This is a genomic window from Advenella faeciporci (genome assembly GCF_014652395.1).
GTDB classification, from domain to species: Bacteria; Pseudomonadota; Gammaproteobacteria; order Burkholderiales; family Burkholderiaceae_B; genus Advenella; species Advenella faeciporci.
Map to the genome: position 1 here is coordinate 139,890 of NZ_BMYS01000001.1, position 17,606 is coordinate 157,495.

Here is a 17,606-nt window from a genome sequence, read left to right on the forward strand (position 1 = left end):
GCATTCCCACGCAGGAGAGGCTGTCGCAAAAGGCCCTTAACCTGTACACTTTTTACTATGACTAAGTTTAGCGCCACGAGAATCACTAATGAGTACGACGCGTAAAGTTCCTCAGCTGGATAATCAGCAGTTTGATTTATTTACCGGAGCCCCCAGTGCCTCTGAACCGATCCTGTCGCGCCCAGCGCTGCCAGGGGCACGCCGTTTTGTGTCTGGCAATCCCAGCCAGATGTTTGTGGGCACGGTTCGGCTTGAGCAATATCTGCGTGACAGTGGTGAGTTAACGCCGTTGACGGTGGCCAAGTTGCTGGATGAACAGGACTGGGAACTGTTTGAACAACGCTATGCGCTTACCGGTCGCGCGCCCTATGCACCACGCTGTATGATGGGTTTGATTCTTTATGGCATTATGCAAGGCGTGCATTCATTACGGGCGTTAGAGCGACTCGCGCGGCTGGACGTCGGCTGCATGTGGGTCTGTGGCGGTATTGCGCCAGACCATGCGAATATTGGTCGCTTCATTACGCTGCATGAAGCATCACTGACCCATGATTTTTTTGAGTCACTGACCCGCTCCGTTTTACAGGCCTGTCGTTCCAGCAGCCAGCGTGTGGCGGGCGATGGTACGGTGATCGAGGCAGCCTGTTCGCACTATAAATTGCTTAAAGAGGAAGCGGTTAAGTCCCAGGCAAAAGCCGCTCGTGAGGCCTTGGCGCAGGCACCCGCAGACCCGAATGCCCAGCAGGCGGAACGAGAAGCCCGTGAATGTTCCATGATGAGGTGATTGCTGCCACGCTTGAACGCGACAGCAGCCTGCTATGCCCGGCGGGAAAGTGGCCCCCGAGTCATGGCCAGGGGACAGGCAAGTTCCATAAAAGCGACTTCCAATACGATGAACAAACCGACACCTATCGCTGTCCGGCAGGTCAGGTACTAAGGCGGGTGTCCACGGTAGCGCGTTCAAGCGCTTGCCGTGAACACGCCATTTACGCCAGTGCGTCTTGTAGCGACTGCCCATTGCGGGATCGCTGCACCAACGCCAAGGTACGAAAAATTAAAGGTTACCCTGAGGATCGGGCACGTGACGGGCTTCGGGACGTCATGGCGCAGCCTGGTGCGCAGCGCGTGTTTAGTCAACGTAAAGCCATGGTTGAGCCGGTGTTCGCCAGGCTGCGCGGCCAGCAAAAACTGGACCGCTTCCGACGCCGTGGGCTGGCTGCTGTCAGGCGCGAATTTGCGCTGCATGCGATGGCCTACAACCTCTGGCGCGCCGTGGGGCTGCTGAAGGCTCTATTGGACTTATTATGCCTGATTTGCCTTGTCCAGCGCGTTTACCGGCGCTGCGTGCGCCCCATCGAGTGCCAGGTTGCTCTGATGAGGCGAAGGCACCTGCTAGCAACCTGGTGATGACAATGATTGCGCAAGAAATCGTTTTGCGACAGCCTCAGGAGCATGGGAACGAGGTTCACCGAACATAGCCCTGACACCCTGGGGCCGCATCACGCCATTCACTAACCCATTCAAATACGAACAAATTCAGGCCACATACCGCAACATGGTAACGTAGTGAATACCGCTACCCGCCAGCACAAACAAATGCCAAATACCATGCGCATGCGGCCAGCGGCTGTCGTTAGCATAGAATAAAATACCTGCCGTATAGGCCACGCCACCGGCCAGCAGCCATAAAAAGCCATCCCGACCCAGTGCCTCCATTAGCGGAAATAGCGCGATAATGGCCAGCCAGCCCATCAACACGTAAAGCAGCATTGAAAACACCCGTTTGCCACTCGCCAGCCAGATTTCCTGAACAATGCCCAGCACGGCCAGCCCCCATACCACGCCAAACAACGTCCATCCCCAGGCACCCCGCAGGCTGACCAAGGCAAAGGGCGTATAACTGCCGGCAATCAGAAGATAAATGGAACAATGATCAAATTTGCACCAAATCTGTTTGGCCCTGCCGCGCAGGCTGTGATAAAGCGTGGATGCCAGGTATAAAAAAAGCAACATGGCCCCATAAATGCTGAAGCCAACAATTTTCCAGGGATCACCAGCCTGTGCGCCAAGCACAATAAGCAGCACTGCACCAACAACTGCCAGCCCTGCCCCTGCCAAGTGGGAAATACTGTTAAACCGTTCACCGTAATACATTCGCCTGTTCCTTTTCCGTCCGCCATTCCTGCGATACTGCATATCTTTGTTAAGTTATACACTATTAATTGTTGTCGCCCAACAAAAACGCCCCTTCAGTGCTCACATTCCCCACCGCCTTGTGTGCCATTTGCATACGCATCTTTTCTGACGGATACTGCCCGGCAATTTGCCGTAACAGCAACTTGTTACTGTTGCCCGTATCAAGCCAGGCCGCGTAATCTGCCGGTTGCAGAATTACCGGCATGCGGTCATGAATTTCCTGGGTAAGCGCATTGGCAGCGGTGGTAATAATGGTGAAGTTAGGCACCTCCTCATGAAATTCCAGCAAGCCGGCAAAACCAAACAGGCCTGATTCCGGATAGATAAAATACGGCTGTTTGCCTGAGGCGGTGGTTTTCCATTCGTAATAGCCATTGGCTGGCACAATTACCCTTGACCGTTGCCAGGCATTCCTGAAAAACGGTTTTTCTGCGACGGTTTCCACTTTTGCGTTGAAGGGTTTGGGCATGGCATCATTCGCCCATGAAGGACGCAGCCCCCAGATGGCATGCATTAACACCCGCCTGCCACCCACCTCTTTAATCACAGGCGCAATTTGTTGGGGCGCAATGTTGTAGCGTGCTGGCATGGGATCTGTAAAGTCAAGCTCAAACTGGCTTTGCAACTCTTGCGTATTGAATAAAGCATAGCGGCCACACATAAATATCCATCCCTATTGCTGTTTTTTCAGCTGAAAAATGTTATAAATATACTGTATAAATAAACAGCATACATTATGAACATACCTGCTCATCTCACACCCATCCGGAATAGCCCGTTGCCAATAAAGGAAATCAGCTGCAAAACACCTGCCGGTTTCCCTTCGCCCGCCCAAGACCTGGCCGTTAACCGGATTGACCTTAACGATATTTTAATTCAACACCCCGAAGCCACTTATTTCATGCAGGTTAAGGGCAACAGCATGACGGGTGCGGGCATCGATGACGGCGATCGTTTGATTGTAGACCGTTCGCTAACACCCCGTCATAACCATATCGTGATTGCTGAAATTGACGGCGAAGTCACGGTTAAGCGGCTGTACAAAAAAAACGGCCTGTTAAAGCTTGGCGCAGAAAACGCCGCCTACGCGGATATCGTCCCCCTGCCCGGTCAGCAATGGTCGGTTTGGGGCGTGGTTACTTACATCATCAAAGCGGCATCATGACGGCATTTGCCTTAATTGACGGCAATTGTTTTTATTGCTCCTGCGAGCGGGTTTTCAATCCTTCGCTCAAGGGCAAACCACTTATCGTCCTGTCAAACAACGATGGCTGTGCCATTTCGCGCACTGATGAAGCCAAGGCCCTGGGCATTGCCATGGGCGCCCCCTGGTTTCAAATTAAACACCTGGAATCGCGCGGGCTGGTGGGGCTGTCGGCCAATTTTCCGCTTTATGGCGACATGAGCGAGCGCATGATGAGAATCATTAGCCGGTTCGCCCCCGTACAAGAAGTGTATTCAATTGATGAATCTTTCCTGGATTTGTCTGGCATTAGGCAAAACATGACCTGGTACGGACAGCAAATAAGGCACCAGGTCTTGCGAGATGTTGGCATACCCACCTGTGTGGGCATTGGCCCCACCAAAACACTGGCCAAACTGGCCAACCATATGGCCAAGAAGCAGCCGCAATGGGATGGGGTATGCGACTTAACCTCCCTGAGCCGCCAGGATCTTGGCCGGGCCATGCGCAATATTAAAGTGGGTGAAGTTTGGGGGGTAGGCAAAAAAATCAGCCAGCGACTGAATAACATGGGTATTTCTACCGCCCTGGATCTGGCCAGGTTAAACCCTGAAACCGCACGCAAGGAATTCAGTATCGTGCTGGCAAAAACCATTCAAGAGTTGCGTGGTACGTCCAGAATCACCTTTGAAACCGATATGGAACCCAAGAAGCAGATTATTTCTTCGCGCTCTTTTGGCTTTCCGGTAACAAGCCTAAGACAGCTGGCCCATGCCGTTTCTGAGTTCACGGCTATTGCGTGTAGCAAGTTGCGCCAGCAGGGCTCTATGGCTGGCGGCCTCAGCGTATTTATTCGCACCAGCCCGTTTCGCCCTGGCAGGCAATACGGCGCCAGCTATCTGGTGTATTTAAATACGCCATCATCAGACACCATTGCCCATACCCAGGCCGCCTTATCGGCATTGCAAAAATTATTTCGGCCCGGGTTCAATTATGCCAAGGCGGGAGTCATGCTGCTGGATATTGAAGATAGCCAGATAATCCAGCAAGAACTTTTTTCTGTTGAACCTGAATATGAAAAACGGGAAAGGTTAATGCACACGCTTGACGCCATCAACCGCCAGTTTGGCAGAAACACCCTGAAAATCGCCGCCACCGGCATTCATGCCAAAGACAACTGGTTTATGCGGCAGGAAAGAAAAACCCAAGGTTATACCACTAACTGGAATGAGCTCATGGTGGTGCAGGCTTAGCGGGTAAGCGTACCACGCAGGAGCATGGGAACGAGTAGTGCACGGCAAACCTTACTGGTTCCCATGCTCCTGCGTGAGAACAATAGACCAGCCATAAATAAAATACAAAAATACTGGAATCCCAATTAATTTAAGTAATATATATATTACCATTAACATATTAATAATTAATTATTACTGCGCCTGTATAACGTGCAGCATCGTTACGTTGGTTGGATGTTTTTTAATGACTGGTAAAGGGCATAGGCTTACCGGCCTTGGTGCGGCATTTATTGCAGCGGCAATTGCAAAAATAGCAGGACTGGATGTGTTTTTACAAACAGCAAGTGCTCTCGTGGCAGCTGTTTCCACCTCCTTGCCCGACTGGGTGGAAATCCCCTATTATCGCAAAGGGGTTCGAACCGGTTCGCTCATCAAACACCGCACCTACACTCATTGGCCCTGGATTTGGGTGGGTTTAATGTACTGGGGGTTTGCTGTTAAAGAGCTTGAAGGTGCCGCCATGATTGGCGCGGCAACCGGTGCATTAAGCCATATTCTGGCCGATGCCCCCAACCCCATGGGCATTCCCTGGATTCATCCACTGCAACGCATTCGATTGGGCAAAAAAGGCTGGTGGCGCTCGGGCAGAAACGAAACAGTGCTGGTAAGTTTATTTACGGTTTTTGGTGTGAGCATTTGGGTACAGGTGAACCCTGATAATGTATTTGCGCAGGGATTAACGCAACTAACCCAGGAAAGCGTCAAACAAATAAACGTTGTTTTACAACCCCTGGTTCAAAATTTCATCACTTATTTAAGCAGTAACGTTCATTTTTGAGCAAAAGGAAGCAGAACGAAAAATCAGATAGGTCACTTTCCCATGCTCGGCGTGGGAACACAGACGGAATGTTATTTAGCTAAGCTTTTTTTCTGATTTAGACCTTTGTTTACCCCTAAACTTAACAGGTATAAAAAAGGACTTCCCGTTTTCACGTAAGTCCTTGATATGACCTTACGGGGGTTTTACACAACAGGAGACCGCCAGTAACTAGTTACAGTCTCAACAATCCTAACACCGCTATATCTAATATGGCTTTTACTAGAAAATACCATATCAGATATAACCTGGGTTACGTGACTTATTAAAAACCAGAATAAGGCTCCGGCTCTGGCCGGAGTATTACGGTCAGATTGAGATTAACGCACATTAATCGAGAATAATGTTCTCTCTCTTGATGACTTCAGCCAACTGCTTGGTCTCGCTCGCAATACGCGCGGCGAAATCCTTCGGATTCGTCATGACAATGGTTCCTTGCGCACTCAGTAACGTATTCGCTGCCGGCACAGACATAGCCTGCTTGGAGTACTCGTACAACTTTTCAATGATGTCCGGTGGGGTTCCGGCAGGTGCCAACAGACCCAACCAGAACGTCATATCAATATCCGGAAAGCCCGCTTCAGCCATCGTAGGAACATCGGGCATCTGGGGAATCCGTTCCTTCGGAGTTACCGCAAGAGCCTTGAGCTTTCCAGAGCGAATTTGCGGAACGCTGGCCAACGTGTCGAACGAAGTATTCACCTCGCCTGACATTACTGCCATACTCGCCTGCGATGCTGCCTTGTACGGGACATGCGAGGCCTTGAACTCCCCGTCATTGCTCAACATAACATACGCCAAGTGCGCGAGATTCCCTACTCCGCCAGACCCGTAACTAAGCTCAGAAGGATGGCTCTTGGCAAATGCAACCAAGTCCTTCACCGAGTTGATGGAATGCTTCTCTGCCCACTCAGGATTTACATTCAGGATGAACGGTGCATCCAGCACCAGCGAGATCGGGGCAAAATCAGTCGATTTGTACGGCGAATTTTTGTAAATTAAGGGATTACCGGTAATGCTGCTGCTGTTGGTAGCCAACAGGGTATAACCGTCTGGTGCCGAACGAGCAACTGAAGTTGCACCAATGGAACCATTGGCCCCTCCTTTGTTTTCCACAATCACCGACTGTCCCAGAGACTTGGAAAGATTATCGGCAAGCAGGCGAGCCATTGCATCGGTAATGGATCCCGCCGGAAATGGAACAATGATTCGAATCATCTTGGTTGGCCACTTTTTGTCCTGCGCAAAAGCGATGGTAGAACCCAACCCAAACGCTGAAGCTCCCGCAACGCTTGTGGCTGCGGCTAGAAAATTCCTACGCGAGCTGAACATAGTCATGTTATGTCTCCAAAAAAATCAATGAATAAAAAACGCTTTTCGCGACCTCTAAGTTGTTTTCTTGCTTGCTGCGGTCCCAGTGATTCCGCAATCCTCAAGTGCTTGCTGCTGTTCCTGAGTCATTCCAAGCACCAGAGAGAAGACTTCGCGACTATGCTCACCTAGCGTAGGCGCCGGACGTACAACCTCCGTTGGTGCGACCGTCTCTCTGAACCAAGGTGTCGTAGTCAGATACTCACCAAGATATGCACGAGGGATCTTTTTGAAGAAGCCTCTATCGTTAAAGTGTGGATCGTCCAAAACACTCCAGACTGGCTTTACCACGCCTGCACCAATGCCGGCCATTTGCAGTTCACGCATCGCGCTGTCTGCAGATCTTTGTTTGCACCATGTGTTTATATGAACATCTATCTGCTGCCGCTGCAAACGGCGGCCCTCAACCTGGTTCAATGACAAGTCGGTGCCTAGGTGATGAGCATCAATCACGTTGATCAAGGTCTTCCACTGTGTTTCGTTACTGACGCTCAGAACCACCCACTCATCATTGCCCGCACATTGATAAACACCATGCGGAGAAAAGATGGGGTGCACGTTACCATTTCGCGGGGTGGTTTTCCCGCAAACGGATTGTTCCAAGATATATGGCGCAACCATTGGAAGCATACATTCAACTTGCGAAAGATTGACGTGCCTGCCTTTCCCTGTACGCGCTTGTACGAATAGCGATAGGAGGGCTGCCGCGCCTCCATTCCATCCACCAATAGGATCGCCATATGCATAGGAAGTTAGTGATGGCGGATTCTGCTCAAATCCTGTGTGATGCGGTAAACCGCTAGCTTGCTCAAGTGTACCGCCATAAGCCCGGGTGGTGCTCCATTCGTTGCCTGCGCCAAACGCGGGCATGGACACCATTACCAGCCGATTATTCACCTTGGATAAAGCAGCATAATCCAGGCCCAACTTGGGAAGCACTTCAGTTGAATAATTTTCGATGACGATATCGGCAGTTTTAACCAAATCAAGTAAAACTGTACGCCCCTCTTGGCGAGATAAATCCAGAGTAATGCCAAGCTTGTTACGGTTCATCAAAGCAAAATTAGAGTTTTTCTCGTACTGCCTCTCATTATAAAATTCTTCGGTGTAATGAGTTCCTCTCCACCAGTCCGGATATTGGGTTCCTTCGACTTTGATGACTTCGGCACCAAAATCAGCAAGAGTTCGTGCCGCCAAGGGGCCTGCCCACCCCATGGTCAAATCAATTACACGTATTTTCCGTAGTGGTGCCACACCTACTTTTGCACGAATACGGTGCACTCTCGAAGCCAGCGCTTCGTCGGTATGATAGAACTGGTTGTCTGCGCCCTTAAGCGGCGCCACACCACCTGGCAATGGTCCTGCATCTCCGAGCGGAAACGGAACGATCACACCTTCAAACTGGCTAGTACCGGACTTCACAGGAACAAATGCTCCGCGATCACGATGAACCTGCTGCTGAAGCAATTCATCCATTGTCGGTACGACTACCGCAGGGAATTTAGCCTTGCTAAGTTCCTCAAACCATTCCTTGGCAGTCTTGGTAAGCAATGCGGGAATCAAAAAATCGTCAATCTCATCGGCATGTTGCATGCGTATCGGCCCGTTAATGAATCGCGGGTCTTGAGCATGTTCTGGATATCCTACCGCTGAACACAACGCAGTCCATTGCGGACCAGTGTGCGCGAAAATACCGATCCAGCCTTCTTTGGTTTTGTAGATCCCTCCAGGATACGTCGTACAAAACCGGTTGACGCCCAATCTGGCTTTAGGATGACGCCCGTCCTGCACCATGCCGGCTTCCATCTCTACAACAGAGAAAGCCATTTCATGAATGCTGAGCACATATCGACGACTTCCATCAGATTCCCCTATCAAGGCTGAAATTGCACTTGAAAAAGCACCAATACCTGCAACAATTCCCGTTTGCACGTCATGTGGCAGATGGGGAGGCCCTTCGACCGCACCGCTACCGTAAACAGCACCGGCCAAGGCCCGGCAAACAGCGGTCGTTCCAACGAATTTGCTGTAAGGGCCACTTTCACCAAACCAGGTCAAATACACCGTAATTGGAACGTTTTCGCCGTTGGTTGTTTCACTTTCACCATAAACAGGGCATTTCAAAACCTCGATGCCCTCACTTAGAGCCCTGGCATCGAGAACCACATCGCAGGTTTTTGCCAGTCGCGACAACCATTCTTGCTCCTTGGGGCATTTACCATCCAGTGTGACGTTGCGTTTATTTGTATTGAGCCAGGCGTTCAGTGCGCTTTGCGCTTCATGATCTGAACTCGTCAGAAGCGGGGGAACCGTTCGAAGTGCATCTCCGTCTGGATCCTCCACCTTGATAACCTCAGCGCCAAAATCAGCGAAGAGCTTTCCAGCATAAGCCAATGCAGCTCCAGTACCTATTTCCAGTATGCGTAGTCCAGCAAGAGCGAGCTGGCTGTTGGGTTCATGTTTAATCACAGTCTGTCTCCTTTATTTGTGTGCTGCACTTACCATGTGTCGATAAAGGAGCGACGGGGACGACTAGCGCGTAACGATGCTGAAGCAATGCCTTGTCGAATCCATGTTCGCGTTTCTGCCGGATCGATGACCGCATCAATTTCAGTCGTGGATGCGACGTTTATGGCATGACCACGTTCATATGCGCGTGCCACTAACTGGTCGTAAAGCGCTTTCCGTTCCGGTCCATCCGGAACGCTGTCCAGTTCCTTTTTGAATCCCAACCGGATGGAGCCTTCAAGCCCCATTGGACCAAATTCCCCTGTTGGCCAAGATACCGAGCAGCTTGCAGAACGAAAGCTTCCGCCTGCCATTGCCATAGCCCCCAGGCCGTAGCCTTTTCGCAAGGCAATGGCAAGTATTGCGACGCGCAATTTGGCGGCTGTCACGAACATGCGGGATACATGACGCACTTGAGCCTTTGCTTCTTCGTCGGGACCAACCATGAATCCTGGCGTATCAATCAGCGAAATGATAGGCAGGCCATGAACGTCACAAAGATTCATGAACCGGGCTGCCTTGTCTGCCGCATCTGCGTCAATGGCACCGCCCAGGTGTTGTGGGTTATTGGCAATGATACCTACCGGCTGACCTTCAACTCGTGCAAGTGCGGTATGCATGCCGAGTCCGAATCCCGAGCGTAGCATCAATACACTTCCTACGTCAGCGATCCCTTCAATGACCTTACGACTGTCATAGACGCGTAAGCGATTTTCGGGGACTACGTGTCGAAGTTCCAGCGGATTGGGTGCTGACCAGTCTTTTGCTCTGCCCTGGAACATAGAAAGGTAATGCTTCGCGACAGTAACGGCTTCAGCTTCATTTTCTACGAGAACGTCGATGACACCGTTCGCAAATTGTACGTTTGCTGGGCCAATATCTTCTGGTTTGTATATTCCCAAACCACCGCCCTCAATCATTGCCGGACCAGCCATGCCTATATTGGAATTCTTGTCCGCAATGATTACATCACACACGCCTAAAAATGCAGCATTGCCAGCAAAGCATCGACCAGACACGATGCCTAGCAGTGGAACCTCACCACTTAGCTCGGCTAACGCCGCAAATGAAGGCTGGTACAACCCTGAAATAAATGGGAAGTCCACATCTCCGGGACGTCCCCCTCCGCCTTCTGCAAATAGCACAAACGGCATCTCATCGCGGCGCGCACGCTCTACCAAACGGTCGGTCTTAATGTGATTTCTCTTGCCCTGTGTGCCCGCCAGTACCGTTGCGTCATAGGCCATTACAGCACTTAACGACTGGTCATAATCGAACATGTCACCGTTGATATTACCAATACCTGTAACGATACCGTCAGCCGGTGTGTTTACTATCAGATCCTCCTTCGTCCGACGGCTGGCTTGTGCGGCAACGACCAATGCGCCGTATTCAACAAAGGAGTCATCATCACACAGATCAGCAATGTTTTCACGGGCAGTTCGTTGCCCTCGCGCGCGCCGTTTGGCAACAGCGTCCGGGCGAGCATCGTCATACAGAATTGAATGACGATCAAGTACTGCCTGTAAATCGGGACGAATAGCCGTTAAATCTATGGTTTCGACAGCAACTTTTTCGTCTGAGTCTTCCAAATCCTGCTCCAGCACCACCAGGATATCGCCATCAACTGTCTGATTACCTTTATTCGCACGTACCTCAGTGACTCGCCCATTGAATTCGGCAATAACGGAGTGCTCCATCTTCATCGCATCGATGACCGCAATAAGTTGACCTTTCAGAACAAAATCACCTATCTCAACAGAGATTTCAACAATGCGCCCACTCAAAGGCGCGCGGGTGGCGACAAGGCCCTCGTCAAGTACTTCATGTATTACATTGTTCACTGCCATCGGCGAGGTGGCTGTACGAGTCGTCTCGTTAATGAGCTGATCCTTGGCATTTTGCTCACTTTCGATTTGAGAGGCATTAACCACCAACTCCTCAAGAATAGATTCGATATAACGGGTATGGTTTTTTTGATGGAGAAAATCATCACGATCGACAAGCGCTTTCAGTAAATAAATGTTTGTCGAAACGCCTACGACCCTGAACTCATCCAAACTGCGTCGCAAGCGCCTGACGACATTTGAAAAGTCATCGCTAGTGCTAGAAACAATCATCTTGGCCAAAAGCGTATCGAAAGCTGGTGGGGGACAATAACCACTATAGGCATGCGTATCCACTCGCACATCAGGGCCCGTAGGTGGATCAAAGCGTTCCAGACGACCGTATGCCGGTCGCGCCAAACCATTGGCATCCATGGACTCCGCTGTAACTCGCACTTGAATAGCATAGCCCTTCATCTGCGGAGGACTCACAGGATTCACGCCCAAAGCTTCAAGGCTCTTTCCTTGTGCAATGCCGATTTGCAGCGCCACCAGATCGAGCCCAAAAACTTGTTCGGTGATCGTATGTTCAACTTGAAGCCGAGGATTTGCCTCGATGAAAACAAAATCCGTTTGTACGCCATCTTCATCTTCTTCAACGAGGAATTCAAACGTACCAAGGCTACGATAGTTCACCTTCGATGCAAGCTTGCTTGCTGCAGCAAGAATCTCTGTACGCAATTCAGCCTTGAGGACAGGGCTAGGTGCAATTTCCACCACTTTTTGGAAGCGACGTTGCAACGTGCAATCCCGCTCACCCAGTGCAACAACATGTGTACCATCACCTACAATTTGCACCTCAATGTGACGCGCGCGGTTTACCAAGCGCTCTGCATATAGGGCATTCACCCCAAATGCGGACATCGCCTCAGATCGACAGCGAGCATAAAGTTCAGGGATTTCAGCCTTGGACTTTACGACACGCATGCCACGCCCTCCGCCGCCGCCAACAGCCTTGATGACGATACCAACGCCGCCCTGCTCGTCGAAGAACCGCACAATTTCCTCCAGTGTGGCTCCACCATGAGTGGCTGGCATCACAGGTACACCGCACTCCCTAGCGAGCTTCAATGCGCTTCCCTTGTCCCCAAACAGGGCCAATTGTTTGACTTCGGGGCCAATGAAGGTAATCCCTGCATCAGCACACGCTTGGGCAAAATCCGGTCGTTCGCTCAGGAAACCATAACCGGGGTGGATGGCATCGCAATTTTCCTTTTTTGCGGCAGCGATAATGGCATCGATATTGATATAGGCCGCGGGACCTTCTCCATTCAATGCAACTGATGAGTCCGCCAGAATTCGATGTCGTGAATTTGAATCATCGCTCGAATAAGCCGCTACACTGTGCATTCCCAGATCACGTATTGCGCGAAGAATTCGAACGGCAATTTCGCCACGATTGGCCACAAAAATTTTCTTCATGATTTCCTGATTTCCTGATTTATTGTCTTAATAATTCTTTTTCTTACCACTAAAGATTTGCCCGAGACCAAGAAAAGCTTTCAATGAGTTCTCGGTACCAGTTTGAAGACAGCACGTGCAACAGCCAAAACCACGCCGTTTTCGTCTTGGACCTCACCTTCGCAAAATGCAATACTCTTGCCACGCCGTTTGCATGTGGCAATAATGTTTACGTTCGATTTGGCCGGGTCATAGAAATGAGTCGACATATCAATTGTTGCCGCTCCAACATTGGCCAAGTCGTGTGCACGTGCCACAACGCTTAGTGTGAAATCCAGGGCGCTCATCAATGCCCCCCCGTGAATGTCCCCACGACTGTTGACGAGACTGCGGTTTAATTGCAAATGAGTACGGCAACAATTACCTTCCAGATTGATACTTTGGAGACCAATGTGGTTCATAAATGGCACTTCAATCCCAAAATGCTTAATTTGCAAGTTATCTACCTCCATGAATAAATCCTGATTTTTTTCAATGCTCAAACTTGAACTCTCTAACGTATTCATAAAAAAATAAGCCAAAGATTATTGGGCAATGACTTGAGCATCGTTCACGACCTGTTGCCACTTATCGAGCTCTGAATTAATAAACTCTGTTACTTGCTTTGGTGATAACTTCAAGGAAATGGAGTTGTTGTCAGACAACCATTTGATATTCTCTTTCTGCGCATTGCTTTGTTGCGCAATGTCATTGAGCTTGGTAACTATTTCTGCAGGCATTCCGGGCGGCCCAAACAGTCCTACCCAAGCCTGGGATTCATAGCTGGGGTATCCGGATTCAGCGATGGTGGGAATGCTGGGCAATGAAGGTAATTGCTGCTTTGATGTAACTGCCAATGCCTTGGCCTTTCCATTTTGAATAAAGGCTGAAGCAGATGTCGCATCCAGGAATGCGGATGGAATCTGTGCGCCAATCAGGTCGGCTACAGCAGGTGCTGCGCCTTTATAGGGAATATGACGAAGGTTCGCACCAGTTACGAGTTTGAATTGTTCACCAGACAAATGGGCAGATCCACCAACGCCACTTGAACCGAAGGCGAGGCCACCTTGCTGTTTATTCGCATAATCAACAAAATCTTTTACGTTGTTGACAGGAGAATTGGCCGGCACTAATAGTACGTTTGGTGCAAGCGCCAAAATTGCTATATTTGAAAAATCTTTTTTTGGATCATAAGGAAGATTCGGTTGCAGTGCGGGGTAGATAACGTGCTGCGTGGCCGTAACCAATAATGTGTATCCATCGGGTTTCTCTTTAGCAACTACCGCGCTGCCGATTTGTCCACTTGCACCAGCTTTGTTTTGAACGATTACACTCGTATTCAGTGTTTTCCCCAAATCAAGTGCCAAGCGGCGTGCAATCAAGTCAGTAAATCCACCTGGGGCAAACGGCACAATGATGTTAATTGGTTGCTCTTGTGGCCAATCCGCAGCAGAAGCGCTATTTGAAAGGCACAACACCGATGCAGCAATAAATATCGAAGTTACCGAAAACATTCGGTGGCTCAATTTGTAATTTATTAGCATTTTGTCTCCGAAAATTTGTCTTCCATTCATCGCTATCCTTTTATTAATAACGATGCTAGAGATTTTTTTATTTAATAGACTGTCAATGAAGAATAGATTGCCAAAATCATGTTCTTCATCTTCAGTGATACAATGGTAGGCTACGTACATTTGTGACACAATTCACATTTTTCTCTAACACCTATAGCGATTCGGCATAGATCTCAATTGAGGTGAACCAACGTTGGACTTAAAACAACTTCGGACCATCCTGGCTATTGCGGAAACGGGTAGCCTGACCAAGGCAGCCGAGCTCCTTCACATCGTCCAACCGGCATTGTCGCGACAATTGAAACAACTGGAAGATGAGCTGGGTACTCCTTTGTTTGAGCGCAATCGCCTGGGAATGGTTTTAACTACTCCAGGTCGTCGTTTCGTTGACCAAGTCCGGGTTTCATTAAAGGTGCTTAATAAGGCCAAGGCTGACATCGGCGCCGCTGCCGCAAACCTAACTGGTTCTGTTGCCGTAGGCATGCTACCAGGACTTGCAGCTGTTTTGGCCGGACCACTGGTAACGTCTCTGCGTCAGCAATACCCGGACTTGAAAGTCCGAATCGCTACCGGTTTTTCTGATTTTTTGCAAGATGGCCTTGAAGATGGCAAACTGGACATTTGCCTCATGGGGGACTACTTGCAATCCGAGTTGCTCCTTACGTCACCCGTTTTTCGCGAACCGATTTACGTTGTCGGCCTACCTGATTGCGGATTATCTCAATCCCATCCCATTACCCTTGATGAGGTTGCAAAAAGACCTATGGTGGTTCCTGAAGCGCAAAGTCTTCGCAACGTCATTGATCGTGCATGCACCATTATTGGGGTTAATTTGAATCTGGTGGCAGAGTCAGACAATACCAACGTCATTCTTGACCTCGTTGAACGCGGAGTTGGTTACACCATTCTGCCAGTAATGCCGATTACCCCTATGCTGAAGGCCAAGCGAATTGTTGGCGCGCCAATCATTAGCCCCAACCTTCACCGGACCGTGATTATTGGTAGTCCAGTAATCAATCGTAATCCGCATATGGTGGAAACACTCCAAAGAGAACTAATAGACTTGCTCCGTCCATTCGTTAAGAAATTCAGTTGTGCGGGTGTGGAATGGCTTTATGATAAGTAATGAAGAAAAGGCAGAGCGTACTGATGTTGCCAGCGCCAGGTATGCAGTAAATTGGCTTTGATCTGGTATACCTAAGCTTAGCACACCACTTATAAAATATAGCACTGCTCAGTCCATTTAGCAGCAAAGCTCGGCCTCATGTTATCCCGCTTCTGTTTGCTTCAAATCACAATAATTTAGCTTACGTTAAACTGTAGGATCTTCACACAAAATTTTCTGATTCCATTAAGAAAAAACTCTACCTTATAATATGTTTATTTTTCGAGAGAATTACCGTCTACCTCAGTGTCAGGAAAAACCACGTAGATTAAAACAAGAATAATCGTCACAAAGAACTGAAAGGCTGATTGAATGCCGTTCCATTCGGACGACATCCACATACCGAACCATTCTCCCCCCACCGACATAAAACCAACCTGCCACAGTAAGAAACCAAGCGTTAGCCCACAGACGGCAATATTTTTTGCCCGGTTGAAATTATAAGCCGATGCTTTTCTACGCACTAACAAGCGCCCCGCACCCCACCAACACAACAGGGCGGTAAAAACCTCAAGCCCAATGATGAGTAGGTACGCAGCATGATGCAATACCGGCGAATGAATGGCACGATAAGAAATTGTGGAATCTGGAAAAATGGTATCCATCAGCAACACGTGCTGCACGAATGAAAAATTACTGTTGTAGTCGGTGATATTGCCAAAAGCCACCAACGACGCAAACAAGGCAATTGCCGTTATCAACAAAATTTTCGACCAACGAACCGCCATAATCCCACCACCTGAATTCAATTGAACCAAAACCATACACTACCATGAGTAACCGGTTAAACTTACCAAAACTTAATAATATAAAATATGCTTACATTCAATTTTATACAACCACAGCAATAAGGATCTTGTTCATGTCACTCCTTCCCAAAATGCTCATCGCCTCAACGTTAATCAGCCCTTTTGCCAACGCTGTGCAAGCTAAAACGGTCAAAGAAGTTTTCAACGGTGATATGCTTGGCACTACTCAGCGTTACTTTGAGTCAATCGCGGGCATTCCCCGAAAATCTTCAGGCAATGAGCATAGTTTCAGGGTACAAGGATGCAATATCACTGCTACGATTGATAACAACGATGTCTCTGCCTTGCGCATAGAATTAAATGATAAATGCCAAGCTGATTTAAGTACCTTCATTGACTCTTACGCACCACCAGCCAATACCCCGTTAACCGTTGGCGCTTTTGAATTTGATAATTTTACCTTTATGGCCGATTGCTTAGGCATGTGCGGTAATGCCTATGATCCATCGGTTTATGCGCTTTGGGAAGGGCCTCATGCAATAAACTTCATGGAAGTACTACTTGAATTTAAACTTGTTAGTGACGCTGCCATTGATGCCGCTACAGCATGGCAAAACCATATGGAACAAGCCGCCGGAGAAAACTACGTGATGGATGCCCGTTTTAACTGCGACGACCGCTTCAATACACAGGGTTATAATGCCTTCAAAAAGGTTACACCAACTGCCATAACCATTGGCCACGGGCTTAGTACGCTCAGGTCTGATTGTGCAAAATAAACTAATAATTCCTCTAACATTGACTCGGTAAAGGTTAGAGGGATTGCTCATATTTTCAACTCAATGTATGACGGCGAAAACACCGCGTTGCTAGCTCAACGTAAAGCGGTGTTAGAGCAGGCTGGAGAACAAGCCATCACGCTGGGGTACACGTCAAGTCAGAAACTGTGAACCAACTGAACCAGTGAAGTTGAACCCTGAGAAAGAGATAACGATGCAACAAGCTATTTAAGTGAGCATTTGGGTACAGGTGAGCCTTGAAAATGTATTTGCGCAGGGATTAACGCAATTAACACAGGAAAGCGTCAAACAAATAAACGTTGCTTTACAAGCCCTGGTGCAAAATTTCATAACTTAATTAAGCAGCAACGTTATTTTTTGATACGATGGGGTCAGTTCACCCCGCGTGGGAACGCATACAAAATGTTACTTAGCCAAATTTTTAACTAGTTTACCCCTCAACCCAACGGACATAAAAAAAGGACTTCCCGTTTTCACGTAAGTCCTTGATTTATTTAATTGGTCGGAACGGAAGGATTCGAACCTTCGACCCCTTGCACCCCATGCAAGTGCGCTACCAGGCTGCGCTACGCCCCGACTGTTACTTATTTGCCTGTTCGCACAAAGCTGTGTAAGTAAGAAT

The 17,606-nt window shown here is 49.0% G+C and carries 15 protein-coding genes and 1 tRNA gene; 7 read left to right on the forward strand and 9 right to left on the reverse strand.

The features are described from left to right. Nucleotides 1–88: 88 nt before the first annotated feature. Both IE074_RS00650 and IE074_RS00655 read left to right on the forward strand, forming a co-directional pair. A complete protein-coding gene (locus IE074_RS00650; RefSeq protein ID WP_189383511.1) occupies nucleotides 89–784 on the forward strand; it encodes a transposase in 696 nt (231 codons plus the stop codon). After that, nucleotides 766–1,407 (forward strand): transposase, encoded by a 642-nt coding sequence (locus IE074_RS00655; RefSeq protein ID WP_189383512.1) that lies wholly within the window; start codon nucleotides 766–768, stop codon nucleotides 1,405–1,407. The genes IE074_RS00650 and IE074_RS00655 overlap by 19 nt, the downstream gene beginning before the upstream one ends. Nucleotides 1,408–1,536: 129 nt before the next feature. Here IE074_RS00655 and trhA read toward each other — a convergent pair whose 3' ends face one another. Both trhA and IE074_RS00665 read right to left on the reverse strand, forming a co-directional pair. Continuing rightward, the gene (gene trhA / locus IE074_RS00660) at nucleotides 1,537–2,154 is read right to left on the reverse strand and encodes a PAQR family membrane homeostasis protein TrhA (RefSeq protein ID WP_189383513.1); all 618 of its coding nucleotides are present in this window, start codon (nucleotides 2,152–2,154) and stop codon (nucleotides 1,537–1,539) included. A gap of 64 nt (nucleotides 2,155–2,218) precedes the next feature. After that, nucleotides 2,219–2,857, reverse strand: coding sequence for an SOS response-associated peptidase (locus tag IE074_RS00665; protein WP_189383514.1), 639 nt, complete (start codon nucleotides 2,855–2,857; stop codon nucleotides 2,219–2,221). Between the two features lie 75 nt (nucleotides 2,858–2,932). Between IE074_RS00665 and IE074_RS00670 the strand changes: the two genes are divergently transcribed. From IE074_RS00670 to IE074_RS00680, 3 genes are all read left to right on the forward strand, one after another. Then, complete coding sequence (locus tag IE074_RS00670) at nucleotides 2,933–3,361, forward strand: LexA family protein (RefSeq protein ID WP_189383515.1); 429 nt, start codon at nucleotides 2,933–2,935, stop codon at nucleotides 3,359–3,361. Beyond that, a complete protein-coding gene (locus IE074_RS00675; RefSeq protein WP_189383516.1) occupies nucleotides 3,358–4,632 on the forward strand; it encodes a Y-family DNA polymerase in 1,275 nt (424 codons plus the stop codon). The genes IE074_RS00670 and IE074_RS00675 overlap by 4 nt, the downstream gene beginning before the upstream one ends. A 226-nt stretch (nucleotides 4,633–4,858) precedes the next feature. Next, entirely contained in the window at nucleotides 4,859–5,452 is a 594-nt protein-coding gene (locus IE074_RS00680) for a metal-dependent hydrolase (RefSeq protein ID WP_189383517.1), read from the forward strand. A gap of 369 nt (nucleotides 5,453–5,821) precedes the next feature. Here the strand turns inward: IE074_RS00680 and IE074_RS00685 are convergent, their stop codons facing one another. The 5 genes from IE074_RS00685 to IE074_RS00705 form a co-directional block, all read right to left on the reverse strand. Then, entirely contained in the window at nucleotides 5,822–6,829 is a 1,008-nt protein-coding gene (locus tag IE074_RS00685; protein WP_189383518.1) for a Bug family tripartite tricarboxylate transporter substrate binding protein, read from the reverse strand. A gap of 48 nt (nucleotides 6,830–6,877) precedes the next feature. Beyond that, complete coding sequence (locus IE074_RS00690; protein WP_189383519.1) at nucleotides 6,878–9,331, reverse strand: CaiB/BaiF CoA-transferase family protein; 2,454 nt, start codon at nucleotides 9,329–9,331, stop codon at nucleotides 6,878–6,880. 29 nt (nucleotides 9,332–9,360) lie between these two features. Next, nucleotides 9,361–12,678 (reverse strand): acetyl-CoA carboxylase family protein, encoded by a 3,318-nt coding sequence (locus IE074_RS00695; RefSeq protein ID WP_189383520.1) that lies wholly within the window; start codon nucleotides 12,676–12,678, stop codon nucleotides 9,361–9,363. Between the two features lie 80 nt (nucleotides 12,679–12,758). Continuing rightward, nucleotides 12,759–13,169, reverse strand: coding sequence for a PaaI family thioesterase (locus IE074_RS00700; RefSeq protein ID WP_189383731.1), 411 nt, complete (start codon nucleotides 13,167–13,169; stop codon nucleotides 12,759–12,761). Between the two features lie 72 nt (nucleotides 13,170–13,241). Continuing rightward, nucleotides 13,242–14,390 carry a Bug family tripartite tricarboxylate transporter substrate binding protein gene (locus IE074_RS00705; protein ID WP_189383521.1) on the reverse strand — a complete coding sequence of 383 codons (1,149 nt, stop codon included), beginning with the start codon at nucleotides 14,388–14,390 and terminating at the stop codon, nucleotides 13,242–13,244. A 73-nt stretch (nucleotides 14,391–14,463) separates the two neighbouring features. Here IE074_RS00705 and IE074_RS00710 point away from each other — a divergent pair, with 73 nt between their 5' ends. Beyond that, nucleotides 14,464–15,396, forward strand: a complete 933-nt coding sequence (locus IE074_RS00710) for a LysR family transcriptional regulator (protein ID WP_189383522.1) — start codon at nucleotides 14,464–14,466, stop codon at nucleotides 15,394–15,396. Between the two features lie 254 nt (nucleotides 15,397–15,650). On the opposite strand, the gene IE074_RS00715 is transcribed toward IE074_RS00710, so the two are convergent. Then, a complete protein-coding gene (locus IE074_RS00715; RefSeq protein ID WP_189383732.1) occupies nucleotides 15,651–16,163 on the reverse strand; it encodes a DUF2165 family protein in 513 nt (170 codons plus the stop codon). Between the two features lie 134 nt (nucleotides 16,164–16,297). On the opposite strand from IE074_RS00715, the gene IE074_RS00720 reads away from it, so the two are divergent. Then, nucleotides 16,298–16,963, forward strand: coding sequence for a hypothetical protein (locus IE074_RS00720; RefSeq protein ID WP_189383523.1), 666 nt, complete (start codon nucleotides 16,298–16,300; stop codon nucleotides 16,961–16,963). A 520-nt stretch (nucleotides 16,964–17,483) separates the two neighbouring features. Here IE074_RS00720 and IE074_RS00725 read toward each other — a convergent pair. After that, a tRNA-Pro gene (locus IE074_RS00725) sits at nucleotides 17,484–17,560 on the reverse strand. Nucleotides 17,561–17,606 lie beyond the last annotated feature (46 nt).

Excerpts from the sequence above, each read along its gene's own strand:
- IE074_RS00675 (WP_189383516.1), top strand. The coding sequence starts at position 3,358 with ATGACGGCATTTGCCTTAATTGACGGCAATTGTTTTTATTGCTCCTGC.
- IE074_RS00700 (WP_189383731.1), bottom strand. The coding sequence starts at position 13,169 with ATGGAGGTAGATAACTTGCAAATTAAGCATTTTGGGATTGAAGTGCCA.
- IE074_RS00650 (WP_189383511.1), top strand. The coding sequence starts at position 89 with ATGAGTACGACGCGTAAAGTTCCTCAGCTGGATAATCAGCAGTTTGAT.
- IE074_RS00695 (WP_189383520.1), bottom strand. The coding sequence starts at position 12,678 with ATGAAGAAAATTTTTGTGGCCAATCGTGGCGAAATTGCCGTTCGAATT.
- trhA (WP_189383513.1), bottom strand. The coding sequence starts at position 2,154 with ATGTATTACGGTGAACGGTTTAACAGTATTTCCCACTTGGCAGGGGCA.
- IE074_RS00655 (WP_189383512.1), top strand. The coding sequence starts at position 766 with ATGTTCCATGATGAGGTGATTGCTGCCACGCTTGAACGCGACAGCAGC.
- IE074_RS00665 (WP_189383514.1), bottom strand. The coding sequence starts at position 2,857 with ATGTGTGGCCGCTATGCTTTATTCAATACGCAAGAGTTGCAAAGCCAG.
- IE074_RS00720 (WP_189383523.1), top strand. The coding sequence starts at position 16,298 with ATGTCACTCCTTCCCAAAATGCTCATCGCCTCAACGTTAATCAGCCCT.
- IE074_RS00715 (WP_189383732.1), bottom strand. The coding sequence starts at position 16,163 with ATGGCGGTTCGTTGGTCGAAAATTTTGTTGATAACGGCAATTGCCTTG.
- IE074_RS00685 (WP_189383518.1), bottom strand. The coding sequence starts at position 6,829 with ATGACTATGTTCAGCTCGCGTAGGAATTTTCTAGCCGCAGCCACAAGC.
- IE074_RS00680 (WP_189383517.1), top strand. The coding sequence starts at position 4,859 with ATGACTGGTAAAGGGCATAGGCTTACCGGCCTTGGTGCGGCATTTATT.
- IE074_RS00705 (WP_189383521.1), bottom strand. The coding sequence starts at position 14,390 with ATGTACGTAGCCTACCATTGTATCACTGAAGATGAAGAACATGATTTT.
- IE074_RS00670 (WP_189383515.1), top strand. The coding sequence starts at position 2,933 with ATGAACATACCTGCTCATCTCACACCCATCCGGAATAGCCCGTTGCCA.